The sequence below is a fragment of the Paenibacillus typhae genome (genome assembly GCF_900099765.1).
In the GTDB taxonomy this organism is placed as follows: domain Bacteria; phylum Bacillota; class Bacilli; order Paenibacillales; family Paenibacillaceae; genus Paenibacillus_AQ; species Paenibacillus_AQ typhae.
This window is the reverse complement of the sequence record NZ_FNDX01000011.1, coordinates 152,691-176,380: the sequence shown is the minus strand read 5'-3', so window position 1 is coordinate 176,380 and position 23,690 is coordinate 152,691. Positions and strand designations below refer to the sequence as shown.

General features: G+C 53.2%; 17 protein-coding genes. 3 read left to right on the top strand and 14 right to left on the bottom strand.

Going from position 1 to position 23,690, the window contains the following annotated elements; translation table 11 throughout:
• On the top strand, positions 1 to 294 hold a 294-nt coding region (locus tag BLR64_RS12680; RefSeq protein ID WP_167360661.1), incomplete at its 5' end, for an IS3 family transposase.
• Positions 295 to 385: 91 nt separating this feature from the next.
• Here the strand turns inward: BLR64_RS12680 and BLR64_RS12675 are convergent.
• From BLR64_RS12675 to xylA, 8 genes are all read right to left on the bottom strand, one after another.
• Positions 386 to 2,848, bottom strand: coding sequence for a glycoside hydrolase family 95 protein (locus BLR64_RS12675; protein ID WP_090714588.1), 2,463 nt, complete (start codon positions 2,846 to 2,848; stop codon positions 386 to 388).
• Positions 2,849 to 2,951: 103 nt separating this feature from the next.
• Entirely contained in the window at positions 2,952 to 4,697 is a 1,746-nt protein-coding gene (locus BLR64_RS12670) for an ABC transporter substrate-binding protein (RefSeq protein ID WP_090714586.1), read from the bottom strand.
• Between the two features lie 184 nt (positions 4,698 to 4,881).
• Positions 4,882 to 5,781 carry a carbohydrate ABC transporter permease gene (locus BLR64_RS12665; protein ID WP_090714584.1) on the bottom strand — a complete coding sequence of 300 codons (900 nt, stop codon included), beginning with the start codon at positions 5,779 to 5,781 and terminating at the stop codon, positions 4,882 to 4,884.
• Positions 5,782 to 5,795: 14 nt separating this feature from the next.
• Positions 5,796 to 6,785, bottom strand: coding sequence for an ABC transporter permease (locus tag BLR64_RS12660; protein WP_090714582.1), 990 nt, complete (start codon positions 6,783 to 6,785; stop codon positions 5,796 to 5,798).
• Between the two features lie 113 nt (positions 6,786 to 6,898).
• Positions 6,899 to 8,704 carry a sensor histidine kinase gene (locus BLR64_RS12655; protein WP_415841025.1) on the bottom strand — a complete coding sequence of 602 codons (1,806 nt, stop codon included), beginning with the start codon at positions 8,702 to 8,704 and terminating at the stop codon, positions 6,899 to 6,901.
• Positions 8,705 to 8,818: 114 nt separating this feature from the next.
• Positions 8,819 to 10,363, bottom strand: a complete 1,545-nt coding sequence (locus BLR64_RS12650) for a response regulator transcription factor (protein ID WP_090714579.1) — start codon at positions 10,361 to 10,363, stop codon at positions 8,819 to 8,821.
• Between the two features lie 165 nt (positions 10,364 to 10,528).
• Positions 10,529 to 12,025, bottom strand: coding sequence for a xylulokinase (gene xylB / locus BLR64_RS12645; protein WP_090714577.1), 1,497 nt, complete (start codon positions 12,023 to 12,025; stop codon positions 10,529 to 10,531).
• A 343-nt stretch (positions 12,026 to 12,368) separates the two neighbouring features.
• Entirely contained in the window at positions 12,369 to 13,688 is a 1,320-nt protein-coding gene (gene xylA, locus BLR64_RS12640) for a xylose isomerase (RefSeq protein WP_068729723.1), read from the bottom strand.
• A 291-nt stretch (positions 13,689 to 13,979) separates the two neighbouring features.
• Here xylA and BLR64_RS12635 point away from each other — a divergent pair, with 291 nt between their 5' ends.
• Both BLR64_RS12635 and BLR64_RS12630 read left to right on the top strand, forming a co-directional pair.
• Positions 13,980 to 15,137, top strand: a complete 1,158-nt coding sequence (locus BLR64_RS12635; protein ID WP_208607172.1) for an ROK family transcriptional regulator — start codon at positions 13,980 to 13,982, stop codon at positions 15,135 to 15,137.
• A 130-nt stretch (positions 15,138 to 15,267) separates the two neighbouring features.
• A complete protein-coding gene (locus BLR64_RS12630; RefSeq protein WP_042180881.1) occupies positions 15,268 to 15,474 on the top strand; it encodes a hypothetical protein in 207 nt (68 codons plus the stop codon).
• 102 nt (positions 15,475 to 15,576) lie between these two features.
• Here the strand turns inward: BLR64_RS12630 and BLR64_RS12625 are convergent, their stop codons facing one another.
• From BLR64_RS12625 to BLR64_RS12600, 6 genes are all read right to left on the bottom strand, one after another.
• A complete protein-coding gene (locus tag BLR64_RS12625) occupies positions 15,577 to 16,017 on the bottom strand; it encodes a GNAT family N-acetyltransferase (protein WP_090714574.1) in 441 nt (146 codons plus the stop codon).
• A 96-nt stretch (positions 16,018 to 16,113) separates the two neighbouring features.
• Positions 16,114 to 16,347 carry a glutaredoxin family protein gene (locus BLR64_RS12620; protein WP_068729715.1) on the bottom strand — a complete coding sequence of 78 codons (234 nt, stop codon included), beginning with the start codon at positions 16,345 to 16,347 and terminating at the stop codon, positions 16,114 to 16,116.
• Positions 16,348 to 16,372: 25 nt separating this feature from the next.
• Entirely contained in the window at positions 16,373 to 17,314 is a 942-nt protein-coding gene (gene trxB, locus BLR64_RS12615) for a thioredoxin-disulfide reductase (protein ID WP_068729713.1), read from the bottom strand.
• Between the two features lie 271 nt (positions 17,315 to 17,585).
• Positions 17,586 to 19,550, bottom strand: coding sequence for a heavy metal translocating P-type ATPase (locus tag BLR64_RS12610; protein ID WP_090714572.1), 1,965 nt, complete (start codon positions 19,548 to 19,550; stop codon positions 17,586 to 17,588).
• Between the two features lie 1,389 nt (positions 19,551 to 20,939).
• Positions 20,940 to 21,752, bottom strand: coding sequence for a hypothetical protein (locus BLR64_RS12605; RefSeq protein ID WP_139171963.1), 813 nt, complete (start codon positions 21,750 to 21,752; stop codon positions 20,940 to 20,942).
• A 587-nt stretch (positions 21,753 to 22,339) separates the two neighbouring features.
• Positions 22,340 to 23,632, bottom strand: a complete 1,293-nt coding sequence (locus BLR64_RS12600) for a homocysteine synthase (protein WP_090714569.1) — start codon at positions 23,630 to 23,632, stop codon at positions 22,340 to 22,342.
• Positions 23,633 to 23,690 lie beyond the last annotated feature (58 nt).

Sequence of the window (23,690 nt, the reverse complement as noted above, 5' to 3'; positions counted from 1 at the left end):
GTGCTCCATTCGGACCAAGGCTTTCAGTACACGTCTCAGGCGTACAACACACGATTAGAGGAATTCGGCGTTAAAGGCAGCCACTCTCGCAAAGCAACCTGCCTGGATAATGCGTGCATCGAATCCTTTTTTTCGCACCTCAAGACAGAGAAGTTGTACCTTCACCAGTGTAAGTCAGAAGCCGAAATTCATCAAGCCGTCGAGGAATATATCTACTTCTATAACTACCAGCGGTTCCAGGCGAAACTCAAACAGCGCGCACCAATTGAGTATCGGCACGCGCTGGCTGCTTAGCTTTTTTTATCTGTCTACTTGACAGGGGTATGACCAATGCTGCATAGGAAGCAGTTTTTTTTACTACAGCTATTTTCAGAGGTAATTCCCGTTAAACTTTGCCGGCAGTCACAAGGTAAGTCTCTCCGGCTTTAACCTGAAGCGGCTCTTCCGCGCTGGCAATACTTCCGTCAGGCAGCTGAATCTTCAGCCCGCGCGTATATACGATCCGGCACTCCCCGTCACGGGTAGCGCAGATGCGTGCGGATACCAGCAAATGGTCCTTCCATTCCAGCTCCAGCTCATAGCCGCCGCGTGCCCTGATTCCGCTGACCCGGCCGCTCTTCCAGGCCTCCGGCAGGGCCGGCAGCAGGCGGAGCTCGCCCAGATGGCTCTGCAGCAGCATCTCGGCAATCCCGGCGGCCGCACCAAAGTTCCCGTCAATCTGGAACGGCGGATGGGCATCGAACAGATTAGGGTAAGCCGAGCGCGACAGCAGTGTCCGTACAAAGCTGTGAGCCGCTTCCCCGTCCCGCAGCCGGGCATACAGGTTAATCAGCCACGCACAGCTCCAGCCGGTATGTCCGCCGCCCGAGGCAATCCGCTTCTCAAGGGTCCGCCGGCTTGCTTCAACCAGCTCCGGGGTATCCCGCTCATTAATCTGCTCTCCCGGGTACAACCCGTACAGATGGGAGACATGGCGGTGCCCCGGCTCTGCTTCAGCGAAATCTTCAAACCACTCCTGCACGCGTCCCTCCGCGCCCATAACAAGCGGAGCCAGCCGCGGCAGCGTCTGCTCCAGCTGCTGCCGGAATGCCGCATCCGTGTCCAGAATCCGCGCCGCCTCCAGGCAGTGCCCGAACAGCTCCCGGATCAGGCTCAAATCCATCGCCGATCCCATGGATACGCTGCACGCTTCCCCGTCAGCGGTAACAAAGCGGTTCTCCGGCGAGGTAGACGGACTGGTCACGAGCAGGCCCTCCGGCCCTTCGACCAGCCAGTCCAGCGCGAAGAGCGCCGCCCCCTTCATCAGCGGATAGGCCGTCTCCTGCAGGAAGGCAGGATCAGGGTTATACGCGTAATGCTCCCAGAGATGGCGGCTCAGCCACACGCCGCCCATCGGCCAGAACGCCCAGCTGGCATCGCCGCCGGACGGTACAGAGCTCCGCCACAGGTCCACATTGTGGTGGGCTGTCCAGCCGCGCGCCCCGTAATGGACGGCGGCCGTTCTGGCTCCGGTTTCGCTCAGCTCGCCGATCAGATCAATCAGCGGCCCGTGCAGCTCACTCAGATTGCCTGCCTCAGCCAGCCAGTAATTCATCTGCGTATTGATATTCGTGGTATAGTTGCTGTTCCACGGCGGGGTAACATGCTCATTCCAGATCCCCTGCAGATTGGCGGCCTGAGAACCGGGACGCGAGCTGCCGATCAGCAGATAACGCCCGTACTGGAAGAGCAGCGCCTCCAGCGCCGGGTCTTCTCCGCCGTTCTTGTACGCTGCCAGCCGCTCATCCGTCGGCAGCTCAGCCGCTTCGCTCCAGCCGAGGTCAAGCTCCATCCGGCGGAACAGCGCCTGATGATCGGCGGTATGCCGCTGCTTGAGCACCTCGTACACCGTCCCGCACGCAGCCGCCAGCCGCCGTTCGCAGCTCTCCCCCGGGCTAAGCAGCTCGGCCGGGCCTGCACCGTTGCCCTCCTTCACCTGTGCAGCTGTGCTCTCAGCCTGCGTTTCATCTGCCGGCAGCCAGCCGGCAGCCGCACGGCTGCCGCTCAAATGTGCCGCCCTGCTCTTCACCTGCTCATAATCCGTTGCGGCAGCAAGCACCAGCTGCACCTGATCCGCACCCAAGACAAGCACGCGCCCGTCTGCCGCTTCAACCCGGCCGCCTGTGGCAATGACCTGCATATGCAGCTCGAAGGCGATGCCCAGCCCGTCCTCATATTGGACTGCATACGGATGATCCTGGTGATAATTGTCGGCAATATGCGTCGGACAGCGGCCTTCCAGCATAAGTGTTGCCGCTCCTGGCCGCTTCACCGTGTGACGGAGCGGACTCGAAAGACTCAGCTCCAGGTTCAATCCGCCGCGTGCTTCACTAACAGCCTGAATAACCATCACACCGTCAGGCGCACTGATCCATGCCTCCCGGGTGAACCTGCCCGCTTCTGTCCGGAAGGACACTGTTGCAATGCCGCTATCCAGGTCCAGCTCCCGGCTGTATTCCGTACAGTTCTCCGTACCCGGCTGTTTCAGGATCAGATCGCCAAGCGGCATATACGCCTGGCAGTTCACACCGAGCATCCGGCTGTTAATAAGCTTTTCTGCTTCCGCATAGCTCCCTTCCGCAATTAGCCCGCGCGCCTTCTTCAGGTAGCGGAGTGCCTCGTAATTGTTCGTATCCCGCGGAAATCCCGACCATAACGTATCCTCATTCAGCTGGAAACGCTCTTCAGCCGTTCCGCCGAATACCATCGCACCCATATGACCGTTCCCAAGCGGCAATGCTTCTTCCCAGACGGCTGCCGGCTGCTTGTATTTTAACTTCCATGTTTGTCCCTGGTGCACATCCCTCATCCTCTCCGGCTTTCCTTATAGGGGCATATACAGCAAAAGACCCGGACAAATACCGGGTCCCTGCTGTTGCATTAAGTTTGTAATGCTGAAAGAATACCTTAGATTAAAATTCCTTACCGGTCCACAGGGATACTCTCTTTTTCACGAGCTCAGTGAATTCTTTTTCCATATCCTGAGCGCCTGCTTTGTCCAGCTCAGCAAGGAATGCGTCGTATACCTTGTCGAAATCACCCGGTTTGGACAGAATGGCTTCCGGAATGCGCTTGCGGATAATATCTTGAGTTTTCTTGAAGATTACCTGATATTGTCCGTCAGTCGGAACAGGCAGGTTGTAAAGAGCACCGGTTTCTTTAACAGGGAATTCATCTTCTTTAGGGAACAGATCTTTCCAGGTAGTAGCGCCATAGCCGGCGAGTGATTCCTTCTCAGCGTCGGAGTAAGCAGCTACAATTTCTTCTGGGAAGCTTGTAGTGTAGTAGTTTCCAGTCGGATCTTTTACACCGTCACCATAACGTGCACCGAAGATCAGATATTGACCGATACCTGTTTCTTTTTGGAAATTGGCAACATCATTGGCCTTTCTGTCCTGAATCTCAGCCGGAACCACACGCTTGCCGTCTGCATCTACAGTGTAATGCTTGCCTTCAATACCCCAGGTTCTCAGGATCTGTCCTTCATCGGAGGACATCCAGTCAAGCCATTTGATAATGCGGACAGGGTCTTTAGCTGCAGTTGTAATTGCCAGACCATAGCCGTCGATACCTGTCTGCATGAAGGAGTGATCCTTATACTCATCGCTCAGGGTTACAGGGAAGTGGGCATAAGTGTACTCATCCTTACCGGCTGCCTTCAGTGCATTCTCGCCATCCTGGTATTCCCATTCCTGGGAGATCAGACCGAGTACACGGCCGCTTGCTACTTTAGCTTTGTACTGGTCATCCTTCTGTACGAAAGTATCTTTATCCAGCAGGCCCTGATTGTACATGCCGTTCAGCCAGCGGAAATACTCTTTTTCTACAGGACGTTTGTAGTGAAGCTGTGCTTCGTAAGTTTCAGGATCAACATAATACTCACCGTCATCCGGTGCGCCTGTAGTGATGAAGGCAGGGTTAGTTACTGTGATCATGATCTTCCAGTCATCCGCATTCAGTGTGAGCGGAATGGTAGGCTGGCCGTCCGTTTCCGGATGCAGCGCCACATAATCCTTCAATACTTTCTCATAATCCGCCAGTGTTTTCACTTCAGGATAGCCCAGCTCTTTCAATACGCGGTGCTGGATTTCGAAGCCGCCGGTTGCGTCAAAGGAGGACTGGCCGACACCCATATTGGTAGGGATCTGATAGATGCTCTGGTCATCCAGGCTGTACTTCAGACGGTTCATGTTCTCTCCGTATACCTTTTTGAGGTTAGGAGCATATTTATCGATCAGCTCTGTCATATCAATGATCAGGCCGGCATCCACCAGGGTGCTCAGGCTACCTTTTGCAAAGATCAGATCCGGCACGTCGCCGCTGGCAGCCATCATAGCGATCTTCTGGTCGCCGCCCCCGCTGCCGACATCATATTCGGCCTCAAGTGTTACACCGGTCTTCTCAGTAATAGCTTTCCCCACATCATCCTGCATATTATTCCAGTTTGGACTCGCATCCGCACCAAAGAATGAGATCGTGAACGGGCTTGTATCCATTGCATCGTCTGCCGGCTGGTTCGTTTCTGTGTTGTTACCGGTATTGGCCGGCGTATTATCGGCAGTATTGTTGGCAGCATTATTGTTGCCGCCACAGCCTGCGATCAGCATAGAGCTCAAAAGCATGAGTGTAAAAGCCGTTTTTATGCCTTTGCTTTTCATTTGTAATCCCCCTTAAAAATTTGTATGTTCCTTTATGCATATCAGGCTTAACCTGAGTATACCTTTGTTAGCGCTTGCAAAATCAATATAATAATAAATCCTGCAAGCGGTGAAGCTTGGGGGAGCGTAATCCGGCGGAGGTGTCCGCTCAGCATGTACGCTCCCCGGCTGCCAGAACCGGAATCTAGGCTTTTACAGCTCCCAGTGTCATACCGCCGACAAAATACTTCTGCAGGAACGGATACACAACCAGAATAGGTACAGTTACAACAATCGTGATTGCCATCTTGATGGATTCAGGTGAAATCTGTGCCATCTGCTGGGCCATATCGTTGGCATTCACCATGCCGCTGCCCTGATTGGTAGTCGCCAGCACCTTCATCAGCTCATACTGAAGTGTTGTGAGGTGGGCTTTATTACCGTTATACAGATACGTTGTGAACCATTCATTCCATTGACCTACGGCCAGAAACAGCGCGATGGTTGCAAGCACCGGTTTACAGAGCGGCAGGATGATTTTGTAGAAAATCTTGAAGTCATTTGCCCCGTCCAGCTTCGCTGATTCCTGCAGAGCAAATGGCAGGCCGTCCATAAAGGAACGGATGATGAACACGTTAAAGGCGGAAACCGCACCCGGAAGGATGTAAATCCAGAACGTTCCGATCAGATTCATATCTCTCATCAGAATGTACATAGGAACCATACCGCCTGAGAAATACATGGTCAGGGCCAGGAAAACCGAGACAAACTTTCTGGCTCTGAATTCAGGACGGCTGAGCGTAAAGGCCAGCATGGAAGCACTGATCAGACCGAGAAGTGTACCTGAGATCGTGCGCAGAAGTGAAATCTTGAAGCCTTGAATCAGGCCGGTATAGCTGAATATCCGTTCGTAGTTCTCAAGCGTGAAGGCTCTCGGCCAGATGTAGATGCCGCCGCGGACGGTGTCTGTAGATTCATTTAAAGAAATCGCCAGCACGTTAAGGAAGGGATACAACGTTACGATCATTACAAGGGTTAGAAAAACATACAGGAATATATCGAATGCACGTTCAGACTTTGTCATTTGAAAAGCTTTGCCAGCCATCTGAGATCCCCTCCTTACATGATGCTTTCTTTAGTTAATTTCTTCATCACACCGTTAGCAGTGAACAACAGGATAACACTGACTACCGAGGTGAACATGCTGATTGCCGTACCATAAGAGAACCGTGAGATTTGAATACCGTACTTAAGCGCATACAAATCCAGTACTTCCGAATAATCGGTAACCAGGTTGTTCTGCAGCTGGAACTGCTTCTCAAAGCCGATACCGATCAGATGGCCGATGTTCATAATTAGCAGCACCATAATGGTTGAACGAATACCAGGCAACGTAATATTGAACATCTGTTTGATTCTGCCTGCACCATCCACTTTTGCCGCTTCATACAGCTCTTTATCAATACCTGTAATCGCTGCCAGATAGATGATCGCATTCCAGCCGGTTTCTTTCCAAATATCAGCTGCGGTGACTACTCCCCAGAAATACTTCCCTTGGGCCATGAATTGGATCGGCTCATCAATAACATTCATCCAGATCAGCAGATCGTTCACGATCCCTCCGTCAATGGAAAGGGTCTTATAGACAATCCCGCCGACAACGACCCAGGATACAAAGTGAGGCAGGTAGGATACGGTCTGTACCGTTCTCTTGAAGATGCTCCCGCGCAGCTCATTGAGCAGGACGGCAAACAGGATGGGAACCACGAATCCGACAATCAGTCCGAGTATACTCATTGCCAGTGTATTTCTCAGTACAAGATAGAACCGCTCATCCTGGAAAAGCTCCTTGAAGTTAGCCAGTCCGACCCATTCCTGTTCACTGAAGGACTTGGCCGGTTTATATTTTTGGAATGCCATCAACCATCCCCATACGGGCACATAGCTGAAAATAAATACCCAGATAACGAATGGAAGAGACATGAGATACAAGTACTTTTGCTGCAGTACACTACTCCAAAATCCGCTTCTTTTCCGCTTCGCAGGTGGGTGGGGGGTTACGCTTTCATTTGCTGTAACACCGTTTTCAGTGAGCGCTTTCACGATCATTATTCCCCCTTCGTTTTTATATTCATATCATACCGTACCGAAATGTAAGCGAATACCCGACATATTTTATCTAAAATCATATACAAATTAGACATTGAACAGCAGCCGGGGAACTACTGTTTGTAATCGCTATCATTGGGGATGGAAAAAGATATTTCTGTACCCCGTCCTTCCTCGCTGGCAATCTTAAGCCCATACTGCTCCCCGTAATACAGCACCAGTCTCTGATGCACATTGCGCATGCCGATCCGGCTCCGCTGCTCTTCCTCTGACTTGGTGATCACTTCCATAATCTCGGCCAGGCGCTGACTGGACATTCCAACCCCGTCATCGCTGACATTGACCTGAATTTCATTCTCCTGCATCGTCACACTGACATATACATGTACAGTCCCCTCTTTATTCTCCAGCCCGTGAACGACGGAATTCTCGACCAGCGGCTGGATAATCAGCGGCGGAATCAGCACCTCTGCTGCTTTGGCATCAAAGTTAATCTCATACATCAGCCGGTCCTCATAACGGAATTTCTGGATCTCCAGGTAAGAGCGGATCATCTCAATTTCTTCCTTGAGCGGAGCCCGTTCCCGCCCGACCTCCAGATTTTTGCGCATCAGCTTGCCGAGCAGCCGGACTATATTGGCAATTTCCTTCTCACCCTTGAGATGGGCGTTCATGCGGATCGACTCCAGAGCATTAAACAGAAAATGCGGATGGATCTGACTGGCCATCATCTTCAGCTTGATCTCGCGCTGGGCAATCTCCAGTCTGCTGTTCTTCTCGTTGGATTCAATCACCTGGCTGATCAGCTGGTTGATGCTGGATACCATGTAATTAAACTGGCGCGAGAGCTGGCCGATTTCATCCGTACCGTCGATGTGGGATACAATGTTCAGATTACCAAGTGCCACCTGGTTCAATTGCCGGCTGAGCCGCAGCAGGCGGTTCGTCGTAAGCAGGGAGATAATATACACCATCACGAGGGCAACGAGCAGAACCCCGCTGATAATCAGCAGACCGAGCACACTGACCTTATTCGCACCGCTGAGAATGCTCTTGGTTTCAAAGACGGATATGATTTTCAGCTTGCTGATGCTGAGCTCGGGACTCATCTCATCCAGGATCACATAGGAGTCCTCGCCCTTGACCTGAGTCTGGATTACCTTTTCCGTCTGGCTCTCGAGATTGACGCCGATATCAAATGAGGCAAGCGTCGTGCCGACCAGCTGAGGGTTTTTGGCCGCTACAATATATCCCTGCTCGTCTGTAATGATCGTCTCGAACGGCTCCTGGGACAGCATGTTATTCAGCTCATTCTGATTAACCTGAACCATGATGACACCGGTGCTGTTGTATTCGGGGTAAGACACCTGCCGGATCAGGCTCAGCTTGTTAATGCTCCCCTTGGTTGTGCTGAGAAACTCTTCTTTATCATCAATATAGAGCCAGTAGATCCCCTTGGTCTCCATCACCTTCTTGAACCAGGGTCTTTCTTCCGTCTCGGGGGTCAGCGGAGTAATCGCCAGATTGTTCACAAGCGTCGGATTATCGATAAAAAAGCGGATATTGGCAATCTCCCGGTACTGCAGCATATATTCCTTGAACTCGGTATAGTCCATATAGGCTTTGGTCAGCTCCAGAATGTTCGGGTACTTCGTATTTACCAGCACTTCAAGCGTATCATCAAAAAACAGCAGATTGGAGATATCCGTGGGCACGCGTAGCTTGCTGGACATCTGGCTTTTGATTTTCTCCACGTTATTGCTTGCCTGGTCAATGGCTCTCTCAAGCGCGGCGTTGCGGAAATAGCTGATCAGGGTAATCCCGATAATCAACACCGGAATCATAACCACGACCACGTAAAACATCATCAGCTTATACTTCAGCTTCATATTATTTATCAGGCTCACAAGCTGCTTCATCTTCATCCTCCCCCGGATATGTCAAACAGGCTGCCCCGCTCATCCGCTGCGGATGGGGAACAGCCCGTCTATCATAAACCTGTGCTTCACGTTCGGCAAGCCCGTAGGCGCAGCTTACTGCTCCTTGCGGAAGGCGCTTGGTGAAACACCGACATATTTGCGGAATTTTGCGTTAAAATAATCAGCATTCATATAACCGACCCGTTCCGCCACTTCATACACCTTCATGCCCTGGGCAAGGAACTGCTTGGCCTTCTCAATTCTCACTTTATCCAGGTACGTATTGAAGTGCTCGCCGATCTGATTCTTGAACATTTTGCCCAGATATGCGCTGTTATAATTAAAAATCTGCGCCAGCATCCCAAGCTTCAGGTTCTCGTTATAGCGGCGCTGGATCAGATCCGTAATCCGCTTGATTTCATCGCCCCGCCCGCCGCTGTTCAGCTGCCCCGCCAGGTGCTCCAGATAATCTGTAACCATTTCATGAATATCCATCAGATAAAAGCTGTTGTATACCTCACTTGCCGGCGAGACATTCCCGCTAATCAGAGCGCGCACCTCGGGGTTAGCCGCCTCCAGCCGGGCAATGGTGCTGCTGATCATCCGGATCAGATTGTCTTTGATGTAGGCTTCGTCATGCCGGGCCTCAACCAGCTTGCCGATGATCTGCTTCACCAGCGGCTGCAGGATTTCCGTACTTCCTGTTTCGACTGCCAGCAGCAGCTCCATTTCCTCATCACGCTCACCGGTCTCCCCCTGCTCATCAGCAGGCTCCACTGCAGCTTCCGCCCAATGCTCCATAAATCCGCCGGACAGAATCTCCCTGCGGCCGAAAAAAGCCTGCTCCAGCAGCCCTTTGGCCGCTGCAAACGAACCGGCAATCCGTTCCGGACCTGCAGCAGCACCCCCGGATGCGGCATAGAAGTCCAGCCCCTCCCTGGAGATAACCCGGTTTAATTCCTGCCACAGCGCTGTGCGGGCGGCTGCATCCTTCAGCGGCGCCTTCAGCAGCAGGCCGGCATAGGGCGGCAGGCTGAAGAACTCGGCCTCCTCCGGCTGCCAATGCCGCTCCAATTCACTGCGGACACGCTCTTCCTTTCCTTCCTCCCCTTTGCCGGAATTCAGAAGCCTGAGCAGCACAACCTCACTACTGCCCTGCAGCTTAAGCTTGTCAGCCGCTTCCGTGGGACTGATGTCCCCGGGGCCGGGCTGGAGCAGTCCGCGCAGCCAGACCTCACGGGTGTTCTCCTCCACCACATTCTGCAGGACGCTCAGCATATCCTCCTGGCCGATTGTCACACGCATCTCCCGCAGATAAGAGATCAGCTCGTCTTCATCCACCGGCTTGAGCAGGTACCCGTCAATACGGTTTGAAATCGCCCGCTTGGCATATTCAAAATCGGCATAGCCGCTGAGAATGAGCACATGGCATTTCGCGTTCTGCCTGCGCAGCTCTGTAATCAGCTCCAGGCCGTCCATTCCAGGCATCCGGATATCGGCTACAACCAGCTTAGGTGCAAAAGTATTATACTTCTCAAGCGCCTCGAATCCGTTCGCTGCCGTTGCTACAACGGTATAGCCCTCCTCCTCCCATGGAATCAGGCTGCGCAGTCCTTCCCTCAGCTTCGGCTCATCATCCACAATCAGCACTTTTATCATCAGCTCTCAGCCCCCTATAACACATATCCGGAAACAAGCAGAAACGGCTATGCCGTCCTTCAGAGAAGGCAGTAACCGTTTCTGCTAAAAATATTAAGGATTATTGATGGCAACCTCAAGTGATTATCAGCTGTCCGTACGCTTAACGCAGCTAAGCTTCAGCTGTTATTGGCGGTATGCCGCCAGCCTGTCGTTAAGACCGCGGGTCTGTCCGTATACTTCCTGGTAGAGAGCAAACAGTCCGTCATAGACCGCTACCTCTTTCTCATTCGGTTTGAATACTTCTGCCGGCCGGATGAACGCTTCGGCGCATTCACCCAGCGATGCGAACCACCCGCTGCCGTACGCTGCCAGCATAGCCGCACCCATTGCAGGACCCTGCTCGCTTTCCAGCTTGATGATGGAAGCATTGAAAATATCGGCCTGCATCTGCAGCCAGGCTTCATTCTTGGCACCGCCGCCGATGGCGATGATTTCCGTAATCTCTTTACCCGATTCACGCACGATCTCAATCGACTCGCGCAGCGAGAACGTGATGCCTTCCAGCACCGAACGTGTAAAGTGAGCCAGTGTATGGCCGGAATCCATGCCGATGAAGCTGCCGCGGATATTGGCATCCGGATGCGGTGTGCGTTCACCGCTGATGTATGGGGTGAACAGCAGACCGCCGCTTCCTGCCGGAACGGAAGGAACGCCGGACAAAAGCTCATCAAAGCTCTTCTCTGCGGCAAAGGTCTCCTTAAACCAGGTAAGACTGTGGCCTGCCGCCAGGGTTACGCCCATGATGTAGAAGGCATCCTTCTCACTGTGGTTGAAGAAATGAACCTTGCCTTCGAGGTTAAGATCCTTGTTGGTTTCATAGGACAGCACAACACCGGAGGTGCCGATACTGCACATGGTCCGGCCTTCGCCGAGGATTCCCGCACCCAGCGCGCCGCAGGCATTGTCGGCACCGCCGGCGAATACCTTCGTCGAAGTCAGCAGACCGGATGCTTCCGCAATCTCAGGCAGCAGCGTGCCGGTCTGGTCGAACGATTCCACCAGTCTCGGGCACAGGGACAGCGGCAGGGAGAAGGCTTCGGCAATCTCCGGGCTCCACTGCTTCGCACCCACGTCCAGCAGCAGTGTTCCGGCTGCATCGGAGTAATCCATTGCATAATCGCCGGTCAGCCGGAAGCGCACATAATCCTTAGGCAGCAGGAACTGATGCGCCTGCTCCAGCACTTCAGGCTCGTTCTCCTGAACCCAGAGAATCTTCGGCAGTGTGAAGCCTTCCAGCGCCTTGTTTCTGGCGATGTCGATCAGCTTCGAGCCGAGCGTCTTCTCGATCTTGCGGCACTGCGCCGTAGTGCGCGTATCATTCCAGAGAATGGCCGGACGCAGCACCTTGCCCTCGCTGTCCACCAGCACCAGCCCGTGCATCTGGCCGGAGAAGCTGAGCCCGTCTACCTGCGACGGATCAACACCCGACGCTTCGATCAGCCTGCGCAGGCTGACCAGCGTTCCCTGCACCCAATCCTCCGGATTCTGCTCGCTCCAGTTCGGCTGCGGTCTGCTAAGCGGATAAGCTTCCGAATGCTCAAAGGCTACCTTTCCCTGCGGATCAACGAGTACCGTCTTAACCGCGCTCGTTCCCAGGTCGACACCGATTACATATTTCATAGTTGGCCTCCTAAAAGTTATATGAAGCATAATCTTCTCTGTTTAATCTTCGCAATATAACTGACTTCGTAAGCATAAGCCTGGTTTTGCTTGTATATGCTCCTTAGTGATTACTCCTGGCAAAACTGGCTTCGTAAGCATCAGCCTGGTTTTGCTTGTATATACTTCCTGATAATTGCTCCGGACAAAACTAGCTTCGTAAGCGTTCTCTTTGATTATATGTAGCACATTTGATTTATTAAAACAAGAAAAGGGGCTGCCGAAGAATGCTTTCTTCAGCAACCCCCGTTGCGTTAGTTATAGAGGAACCGGCGGCAGAGCCGCTGGTTCCCGGCAGTTCTGCTTACTCTACAGTAAGAATGTACTGGTTCAGAGTTGCTCTGAGCAGCTCTTGACGTCCGGACTGGTTCGGACGCGGATTTTCGTTGTTCAGCGCGTAGTCGGCAAGGGAAGCCAGAGTAGCTTTGCCGGATACGATATCGGCGCCTACGCCTTCAGTGAAGCTGCTGTAGCGTTTAGCGATGAAGTCATCAAATACGCGGTCTTCGATCAGCTTGGCAGCCACTTTCAGACCCTTGGCATAAACGTCCATACCGGAGATATGCGCCAGGAACAGATCCTCAGGCTCGAAGGAAGGACGGCGTACCTTGGAGTCGAAGTTGATACCGCCTTTGCCGAGTCCGTCGTTCTTCAGCACTTCATACAGGGTCAGGGTAGCATCATAGATGCTTGCAGGGAATTCATCTGTATCCCAGCCCAGCAGCGGATCGCCCTGGTTCGCATCCAGCGATCCCAGCATGCCGTTGATGCGTGCTACACGCAGCTCGTGCTCGAAGGTGTGTCCTGCCAGTGTGGCATGGTTGGCTTCAAGGTTCAGCTTGAAGTGCTTCTCGAGATTATATTTCTGCAGGAAAGCAATGCAGGTTGCCGCGTCAAAGTCATATTGGTGCTTGGTAGGCTCTTTCGGCTTAGGCTCGATCAGGAACTGGCCGTCGAAGCCGATTTCCTTCGCGTAGTCTACTGCCATGCTGAACAGGCGGGCAATGTTGTCCTGCTCAAGAGACATATCTGTGTTCAGCAGGGTTTCGTAGCCTTCACGGCCGCCCCAGAATACATAGTTGTCAGCGCCTAGACGTTTACCAACTTCCAGACCCTTCTTCACCTGTGCTGCTGCGTGTGCGAACACATCAGCATTGCAGGTGGAGCCTGCACCGTGCATGAAGCGCGGGTTGGTGAACATGTTGGCTGTGTTCCACAGCAGTTTTTTGCCGGAAGCCTTCATGCCCTGTTCAAGGATGTCAACGATAGTGTCGATGTTGCTGTAGAACTCACGCAGGGACGCGCCTTCCGGAGCGATGTCTACGTCGTGGAAGCAGTAGTATTGCAGGTCCATCTTTTCCATGAATTCAAAAGCGGCTTCTGCACGTGCCTTAGCCTTGTCCAGTGTGCTCAGCTTATCCCAGGAACGGACTGCTGTTTCAGCGCCGAACGGATCGGAACCGCCTGCTGTTAATGTATGCCAGTATGCCATTGCAAATTTCAGGTGCTCTTCCATCGTTTTGCCGGCTACGATTTCTTTTGGATTGTAGAATTTGAATGCGTAAGGGTTGGTGGAACGGCTGCCCTCGTAAGAGATCTTGCCCACTGTTTCGAAATAAGCCATTAGTAAAATCCTCCTCTATTCTGCTTCGCCCGCAAGCGTTTACAGCATCATCTTAACACATCTCTCCGACTTTGTATATTGGTTAAACAAAGTTTTAAAAACTTTTTTTTCACGGCGGAGCCTGACCCTAAAGTACCCGCCTGCGGCTGCACGTATGCGTAAGCCTGCATTACTTATCTGCAGCCTTTTTTCCGGGCTGTCACTCCAAAGCCTGTTGCTTTTTAGCAGACATCGCACTAGACTAAAGGTCATATGTTAATGAGAACGTTGTCAAAAAAGGAAGTGTACTGCGTGAAGGTTACTGCCGACCAGGCACTGGTCAAAAAGATCAATAAATCGCTTATTCTGCATACAATCCGCATGCACGCCCCCGTCTCGCGGGCCAGGGTATCCGAGATGACCGGCCTTAATAAAGCCACCGTCTCCAATCTGGTTGCCGAGCTGTGTGCCCAGGAGCTGGTTACCGAGGCCGGGCCCGGGGAGTCCAGCGGCGGACGCAAGCCGCTGATCCTGCATTTTAATGCCACGGCAGGCAGCGTCATCGGCATTGAGCTGCGGGTGAAGCAACTGACAGCCGTGCTATGCGATCTGGATGGAGGGGTTCTGCAAGAAGTGGACTGCCCGCTGGCTGCACATGATTTCCCTTATGTGCTGGAGCAGATGAAGAGCATTATCAGCGGACTAATCGCCCAGGCTCCACCTTCCCCCTATGGCATTGTAGGGATCGGCGTAGGTGTTCCGGGCATGGTGGATGACGGAATCGTGCTGTTCGCCCCCAACCTTGGCTGGGAAATGGTCGATCTGCGGGGCATACTGGAGAGCAGCTTCGAGGTGCCTGTTACCATTGACAATGAAGCGAATGCCGGTGCGCAGGGCGAGCTGAATTTCGGTGCGGCGCGCGATGTGCGGCACCTTCTGTACATCAGTGCCGGATCAGGGATCGGCTCGGGGATTATTATCGGCGGAGAGCTGTACAAGGGCGCGCGCGGCTATGCCGGAGAGACCGGCCACATGACGATTGAAGCACAGGGCAAGCCCTGCAGCTGCGGCAGCCGCGGATGCTGGGAGCTGTACGCCTCGGAGAAAACGTATGACAATCCGGGCCTCTCCCTGCCTGCACGCACAACGGGCGAGCTTGTCCGTCACGCCATATCCGGGCAGCCGGATGTTCTGCAGCACTTCGCCTCGATCGGGGAATATCTTGGGATCGGCGTAACCAATCTGATCAACAGCTTCAATCCGGAGCTGATTGTTATCGGCGGAGCGTTATCGGAGGCTGAGCCCTGGCTGGGCGGGCCGCTGCGCCGGGTCGTAGCCGAGCGCACGCTCCCCTATCACAAGCAGCAGCTGGAGATTACCTTCTCCCGCCTGGGAAGCCGCGGAACTGTGATCGGCGCCGGATTCTCGGCCGTCATGCATTTTCTCGGCAATATCCGGGTAACTCTATAAATAAATGACGTAAAATCGCCGCAATTAGGGCAGCTTGGATGCAGCAAAAACAGCAGGAATGTTTTATAATTAAACTCATATAAGTGTGATATATGTCACACTGGTTTTTTCCTGAACGGAGAGTGAGTTTATGACCTATGTTGATACATCTGACATTTCGGCGCAGATGTTCATCACTGTGCTGCTGCTTTTACTCATTATCGCTCCTTTGGTCAGCCTCGGTGTACTGCGCCTGTTTCAATCGAAGAAAAAGTCAGGCATTATGCTGATTATCAGCGGTGCCGCTGTCTATGGCGTTTTTCAGGTTGTCATGTCTATCACCCACATGTTTACTTAACGTATATTACCGGATGAATCTTCATGCGGGTCTCACGAAAAAAAGGCCATACTGCCCCGGAAGGGGCGGCATGGCCTTTTTTTTTGACAAAAATATGAACGGTCACATTCTGCTCTGCGCCAGCGCATTTACGGACAATACGCAGGCAAAGCGCTCCACTCCGGGGTATTTTTCACCCAGGCTGGTAACGGCAAAACCTGCGCTTCTGTAGAATCCGGCAGCTTCATGATCGGTTTCGGCTTTAATTGTCTCCACCCCGGCCGCTCGGCCGATCTCCTCAATCATCGCCCGGCCGATCCCTTTCCCCCGCCATTCCGGCTTTACGGCAATATGCCTGATTTCCACCGCATGCTCACTTTCGCGCCGCAGTCCGGTAATACCGCTAAGCTCACCGTTTACAAAACATCCGAACAGCTCCCCGGAATCCCCGGTAAAATACCGGTTCATCTCCTGCTCTGCAGCCTCTTTCCCATCAGCCATACACAGGGCAAGCAGCTCCATCACCGCGTCCTGGTTCCAATAATCCCTTAAGCATATCAACAAGACAAACTGCCCCCCTTCTGCAGCAAAACTAACGACAGCAAAGACCGCCCCCTTTATGGAAGCGGCCGGTCTATTTTTTATACGGATAACCGGTAATTACACTGTTGCCAGCGCTTTGGCGAATTGGGTCTTGTTCATGCCCACGATTTTGAAATCGCCGATCACCGTTACAGGCACTGCTCTCATTCCCATATCCCATACCTGCTGGGCAAAATCATCGTTCTGCTCGATGTTGCGCTCCTCGTAGGGTACGCCTTTTTCACTAAGGAAGCTTTTGACCTGACGGCAGTGCGGACAATTGGTGGATGTGTACACAATTACATTTTCCATCGGTTGTTCCCTCCTAAAAGAAATATTATAGAATAACAGCGCTGTGCTCCAGGCTCTCGATATATTTCTCGGCATCCATTGCTGCCATACATCCGCTGCCTGCTGCAGTAATTGCCTGTCTGTAACGGGTATCCTGCACGTCGCCGCAAGCAAAGACGCCTGGAATGTTTGTCTCGGAAGTACCCGGATTGGTTACGATATAGCCGTTAGCATCGGTGGTGATCTGTCCGCCCAGGAAAGACGTGTTCGGATGATGCCCGATGGCTACGAATACACCGCTTGCTTCAATCAGTTCTTCTTGACCGGTTATATTATTCAGCACCTTAAGTCCGGTTACGCCTTTATCGCCGGCTACTACCTCCAGCGGAGTGCGGTTGAGGCCCCAGGTTACTTTGTTGTTGTCGCGTACACGCTCCTGCATAATCTTGGAGCCGCGCAGCTCTTCACGGCGGTGTACCAGGGTAACCTTGGATGCAAAACGGGTCAGGAAGCCTGCTTCCTCAAGCGCGGAATCTCCGCCGCCGACAACGACAATCTCTTTACCGCGGAAAAAGAATCCGTCACAGGTAGCGCATGTGCTGACGCCGCGGCCGATATTGTCCTGCTCACCCGGAATGCCGAGGTACTTGGCTGTTGCGCCGGTGGAGATGATCAGGGTATCTGTTACCAGTTCACCCATACCTTCCACATGCAGCTTGAACGGGCGGTCACCCAGCTCCACGCTGTTCACCCAGCCGGTAATAAACTTCGCACCGAAGCGCTCAGCCTGCTGACGCATATTATCCATAAGTTCCGGTCCCATAATCCCTTCAGGGAATCCCGGAAAATTCTCAATTTCAGTTGTAGTGGTAAGCTGTCCACCCGGCTGCGGGCCTTCAATAACCAGCGGGTTCAGGTTGGCACGGGCCAGATAAATAGCTGCAGTCAGTCCGGCCGGTCCGGTACCAACAATAATGGATTTGTACATAAGAATATCCTCCTTGAGATGGACGGCTGAGCGCCGGATCTGCGATTCCTTAATTAAAATAATTATAATGTAGTATTTATTATGATCATCTCAAGGGAATATGTCAATATGCCAGACACGTACGAACGGACCTTTTTTTGTGAACAATTCAATTTTAAACAATTTATTTTTCAGAAGCAGAATCGTTGCCAAGATTAAATAGAATGAACTAATGAATGTTATGTTTCAGATCAGCCGGTTTCCTGATTTATAATCGCTGTTTACAGCCTCATTATCTTAACAGCCTCAGCCCGTTCAGTATGACCAGGATGGTACTCCCTTCATGGCCCACTACGCCGAATGGAAGAGCAATCCCCTGCAAAAAGTTACTCAGCATCAGCGTAGCAATCACTGTCACCGCAAAAATCATATTCTGCTTCACAATCCGCTGCGTCCGGCGGGCCAGCTCAATCGTCGAAGCAATCTCTTCGATATTGTCATTCATCAATACAACATCGGCAATTTCCAGGGCAGCTCCGCTGCCTTTCATCCCCATACCGATGCCTACTGTAGCCGTTGCGAGTGCAGGAGCATCATTAACGCCGTCGCCGACCATCACGACCTGTCCGTACTGCCCGCGCAGCTCCTTGATCCGGGTAACCTTATCCTCCGGCAAAAGATCGGCAAATACCAGATCCACTCCAGTCTTGCCGGCCATTACACCTGCCGCAGCCTTCCGGTCTCCTGTCAGCATCGCCACTTTGACTCCCAGCCTCTGCAATTTCTGCACGGCGGCTGCCGCCTGCGGACGCACCGTATCCTGCAGAGCGATCATCCCGGCGATCCGTTCCTCCTCCAGGATCAGCGAAACGGTCTTGCCTTCACTCTCCAGCTGCTCCCGGACCGCTGTCCACTGTGCATGACCGGCAGCCTCCGCCGGTGTCTGCTCATCGAGCATATCCGATCTGCCGATTCTCCACAGCCTGCCGTCAATGCGCCCTTCGATTCCCCAGCCGGTTACGGACTTGTTCTCCTCCGTGCTGTACAGCTCCACCTGCTCCTCCTCGGCCAGCCGGACAACGGCTTCTGCCAGCGGATGACTGGACAGCTTTTCAATGGAAGCACTGACGGCCAGCAGCTCTTCACGGCTGTAGCCTTCTCCGGCAATCAGATCGGTGACCTGCGGCACCCCTTCAGTCAACGTCCCCGTCTTATCAAAAGCAACCACCTTCACCTTTGCCATATTCTCCAGATGGACGCCGCCTTTGAACAAAATGCCTTTGCGTGCGCTTTTGGAGATGGCCGACAGCATGGCGGGCATGATCGATGAAACGAGGGCGCACGGAGATGCAACCACCAGGAACACCATCGCTTTATAGAAGGTATTGCTCCAGCTCCAGTCCAGCACAAACGGCGGCAGGACAATCAGCGCGGCAGTGGCGATAACAACAACCCGGGCATAAACAGACTCCAGGCGTTTAATGAAGCGCTGGGAATCCGGCACTTCCGTCTCTGCTTCTTCAACCATTCGGATGATCTTGGCAAAAAGCGTGTTCTCAGCAGAAGTGGTAACCTCGATATACAACGGACCTTCCCCGTTGACCGTGCCTGCAAACACTTCGCTGCCTTCAGCCTTCTCAACCGGCAGCGATTCCCCGGTGATGGAGGCCTGATTAACGGACGATTCCCCGCGGCATACCTTGCCGTCCGCCGGAATCAGCTCACCCGGACGGATCAGCAGCAGATCGCCTACCGCCAGCTGGTCAATCGGCACTTCGCTCATCGCTCCCTGCTCAATGCGGATCGCCGTTGCCGGCTTCAGCGCCATCAGCGCGGAAATATCCTTTTTACTGCGTTCCATTGTATAGCTCTCCAGCGCTCCGCTCATGGCAAAAATAAAGATCAGCATCGCACCCTCATTCCAGTAGCCAATCGCTGCCGCCCCCAGTGCAGCGGCAATCATCAGCAGATTGACGTCGAGGTCACGCTCTTTGACCAGTGTCTCTACACCTTCCTTGGCTTTGATCCAGCCGCCTACTGTATATGAAATTACATAGAGTATTACGGATAGTACTTCTGACCAGCCGCTGGCTGCCCAGGCTATAAGCATCAGCAGGCCGCTGCCTAACGCAGCCTGCATTTCCGGATTACTGAGCATAGCTAACGGATCAAATCTCCGCGGCTTAGGCGCCCGGGGCTGCTGCCCGGTGCCCTGTCGGGCTGTTGATTTAGGGAGTTGTTTGGATGTTGCTTGCATAGTTAATCACCTTCCTGAATGTATTGGGGATGAACCCCGGGGTGTGGCCGGCAGGTTGCCGGCTGCTAACTGGTTAAGTGCCTGTTCAGCCTTACTGAGAATGAGAGCCATTATTACAGCCCCTAAAATGACACATGCTGCCCCGGCTCAGCCGGGACAGCATGGTAAATGAGAATGATAATCATTGTTGTACTATTGCAAATATATTTCCTCAGTGCAACTCGTACTCTTACTATACCACTTTATGCGTTAAAGTAAACCCCGCGATTGCCCTGAACGCCGGAAAGAATGTGCCAGATATACGGATTTTAATAACCAGAGGCTCTATATTTCCTTATATAGGCTCTCTCATGACCGGATTTTACCCTGCTGGTTGGTGAATAGCTGAATGTAAGCAAAGAGCAGAGAAAGCAGCGGGAGTTGTAGAGGAGGTTGTAGCTGGAATTATAGAGGGAATTAATGACACTTTTTATTGAGAATTAAGTGGACGAGGGCTCCCCTGCATCTAAGTGGGTTTTCTCCAACTAATTTCAGTGTTTCTCGGCATTTCAGGTCATTAGGTGGAAAAACAACACTTATTTTTGACCGTAAGCTCCATTTGGAGTAAAAACCTTAGAATTAAGTGGCGTTTTTCCACCTAATAGCTTCTTTATCGTAATTAGCCCGGAAATAGATAGTGTTTTTCCACTTAGTTCGATTAGCGAGCCCTATTGATGGATTGCCAAGTAATAACAAATACAACATAGTCGCATTCCTTCCACTCCTGTTCCGGCTTCCCGGCGGCTTCCGCTCATTTGCTGTATTCTTCGCAATTTAAAAAGGCGGCACCCCGCTTTTGAGCAGGATACCGCCAAGATAAGTATATGAATTGTTGAAGTGCACTTATTCCCCTTTGCTGGGGCTAAACCGGATGAGATGAACAGCTGTACAAAGTGCAGCTGCAGATCAAGATGAAGCCCTTCCCTTCAGAGCAGGCAGCCGGATAATTTATTGGGTGCACCTATTGAATAAAGCAGACGTTTCTTATGTTGTGCCTGTATCTGAGTATAGTGCTCAGGGTAAAACGCAACGAAACTTTGGGCTGCCATAAGAGCGGTTTACCTGCAGATTTCAGGAGCCGCATTAGCTGAATTCTGGCGCTATACCGGCTGAGTTCAGAAGCTGTATTAGCTGTATACAGGTGGTACTACCGGCAGATTTCGAGAGCTGCACTAGCTGTATTCTGGCGCTTTACCGGCTGAGTTCAGGAGCTGTATTAGCTGTATACAGGTGGTACTACCTGCAGATTTCGAGAGCTGCACTAGCTGTATTCTGGCGCTTTACCGGCTGAGTTCAGGAGTCCCACTGGCGGTATGCAGGCAGGAACAGGCATAATTCAGATATGCAAGCTTACAGCCATCCTTCGGTGGCTGTGCCGGTGTTATCCTGCCGGGCCATCCAGGTCAGGCAGGCCGCCCGCAGCAGCGCCTCCGTCCGCTGGCCGGCGCTGCAGAAGATCCCGCTCATGCCGATCCGGTACAGATCGGCAAGCGCTCCCGCCGCCGGCGCCCCGGCGGCGAGCACCACAGCCGCCGGCTTCACGCGCCGCACGGCGGCAAGCACGGCTTCCGCCGCCAGGACGAAGTCCGCGGCGGCGGGCTCCTCCGGCGCGGCAGGCTCCGCCGCGCCGTCCAGCACCAGGAAATCGGCGATGCGCGCGATTTCCCCCGCGGCGGCGGGCGGCATACCGGGGGCGATACGCGCCCCGATGCTGCACGCCGCCGCGTAAGCGTGGCCGAGGGTCTGCTCGGCCACGTCCTCGATGAATTCGCGCTGCACCGCGAATTCGGCACTGCTGGCGGGGTACGGCGCCAGCAGATCGATGCGGCTGTCGCTGCCCAGCCGCTGGTTCGCCGCCACGGCGGCGAACAGGGCTTCGAGCTGCACGTCCTGCAGCTCCTTCAGCTTGCCGGGCCGGACTGCCAGCTCCGGCGTGTGCAACAGTGTGACGGCGGCCCAGATGCTGTCCGCCGATTCCAGCAGGGCAGCGGATGCAGCCCGCAGCCGGTAATATATGCGCTGCAGGGTACGCTCAGCCTGCAGCGCATCCTCGCTGTACAGCCAGGATTCATATAATCCGGCAAGCTCCGGCGTTTGAAGCCATTCTTCACTCCGGATCAGGCATGGACCAGCCGGGAAGGTGCCCGGTTCATCCCGCAGCAAAGGCCGGTCTCCTTGCCCCTCACGCAATACCAGGAAGACAGGGCGCTCTCCGGTCCTCCTCAGATAAGCACGGCCGGACGGTTCCTCCCCTATGCCCCCCTTTTCTGCGGTGATAAACTCCGCGGCCGCGGAAGCTACAGATGCAGCCTGGCTCATCTCCACTCCTAGCGCCCGGTCAGCAGCACTATACTTGAACGGGCGCTCCCCATTATCGCGATTGTGATCCTGCTGTCGTTCACCCTTCATCACCGCACCCACCTTTTTTGGCTTTGGATTTCTGCCGGATGTGTCCTGCAGATCCGTGCTGTTTCCGGCATTTAACATTTCCACATCTTATAAATACTGAAGCAGCCCCGGAAATATGCAAACGGTCTCAATTAACAGGCATACAACAGCATGTTCCCCGGAGCAAAATGATAATCAGCGAGTATAAGGGTGCTCTGAATGTTCTGGCAACACCTGGCTGCGTACAGCCGGAGACAACAAAAAAAGTCTCTGCCGCCCTCCCTCCATTCAGCCCTAATCTTTAGGCTGAACAAAGGCGAGCACGGTAGAGACCCTGCCTAATAACGCAAATTGATTGTTTCTTACTGCTGGCTTGCAGCGATTGCCTGCTCCAGATCATACAGGATATCATCAATAGCTTCCGTACCGATCGACAGGCGCAGAAGCTCTGGTTTAACGCCTGCAGCTGTCTGCTCTTCAGCGGACAACTGCTGGTGGGTGGTGCTCGCAGGATGAATGATCAGCGACTTGGAATCGCCGACATTAGCCAGGTGGGAGAACAGCTTCACATTCTCAATCAGCTTGACGCCGGCGGCAGTGCCTCCTTTAATACCAAAAGTGAGGATGGCCCCCTGGCCCTTAGGCAGATATTTCTGCGCAAGCGCGTAGGAAGGATGGCTCGGCAGGCCGGCATAGCTGACCCACTCTACATCTTTATGGTTTTCCAGGTACTGCGCCACTTGGAGTGCATTCTGGCTGTGGCGTTCCAGTCTCAAATGCAGCGTTTCAAGCCCCTGCAGCAGCAGCCAGGAGTTAAACGGTGAAATTGCAGCTCCCAGATCACGCAGCAGCTGGACACGTGCTTTGATAATATAAGCAATCGGTCCTACCGCTTCCGTGTACACGACCCCGTGATAGCTAGGGTCCGGTTCGGTCAGGCCCGGGAATTTGCCGCTTGCCTTCCAGTCAAATTTGCCGCCGTCAACAATAATCCCGCCGATTGAAGTGCCGTGTCCGCCGATAAATTTGGTGGCCGAATGGACCACGATATCTGCCCCGTGCTCAATCGGACGCAGCAGGTACGGGCTCGGGAAGGTATTGTCAACAATCAGCGGAATGCCATGCTCATGGGCAATTGCTGCGACAGCTTCAATGTCCAGCACATTCCCTTGCGGATTACCGATGGTCTCGGCATAAAGCGCCTTGGTCTTGTCCGTAATGGCAGCGCGGAAATTTTCCGGGTTATCGGAATCCACGAACTTGACCTTAATTCCCAGCTTAGGCAGAGTGGTTGAGAACAGGTTATACGTTCCGCCATACAGGCTCGCTGAGGATACAACCTCATCGCCCGCACCGGCAATATTCAATATTGAGAAGGAAATAGCCGCCTGGCCGGAAGCCGTCGCGAGCGCGCCTGCCCCACCTTCAAGTGCAGCAATCCGCTGCTCGAACACATCCGTAGTCGGATTCATCAGACGCGTATAAATATTGCCGAATTCCTTCAGTGCAAACAGGTTGGCAGCATGCTCGGCATCCCGGAAACCATAGGAAGTGGTCTGATAAAGCGGTACTGCACGCGATAGTGTAGTGGGATCAATCTCCTGGCCGGCATGAACAGCCAAAGTTTCGAACGACAGCTTACGGTCTTCTGACATTGGTATTTCCTCCCCTGTTATCATTGGTGGCAAACATTAACAATTAAGAATTGTAACT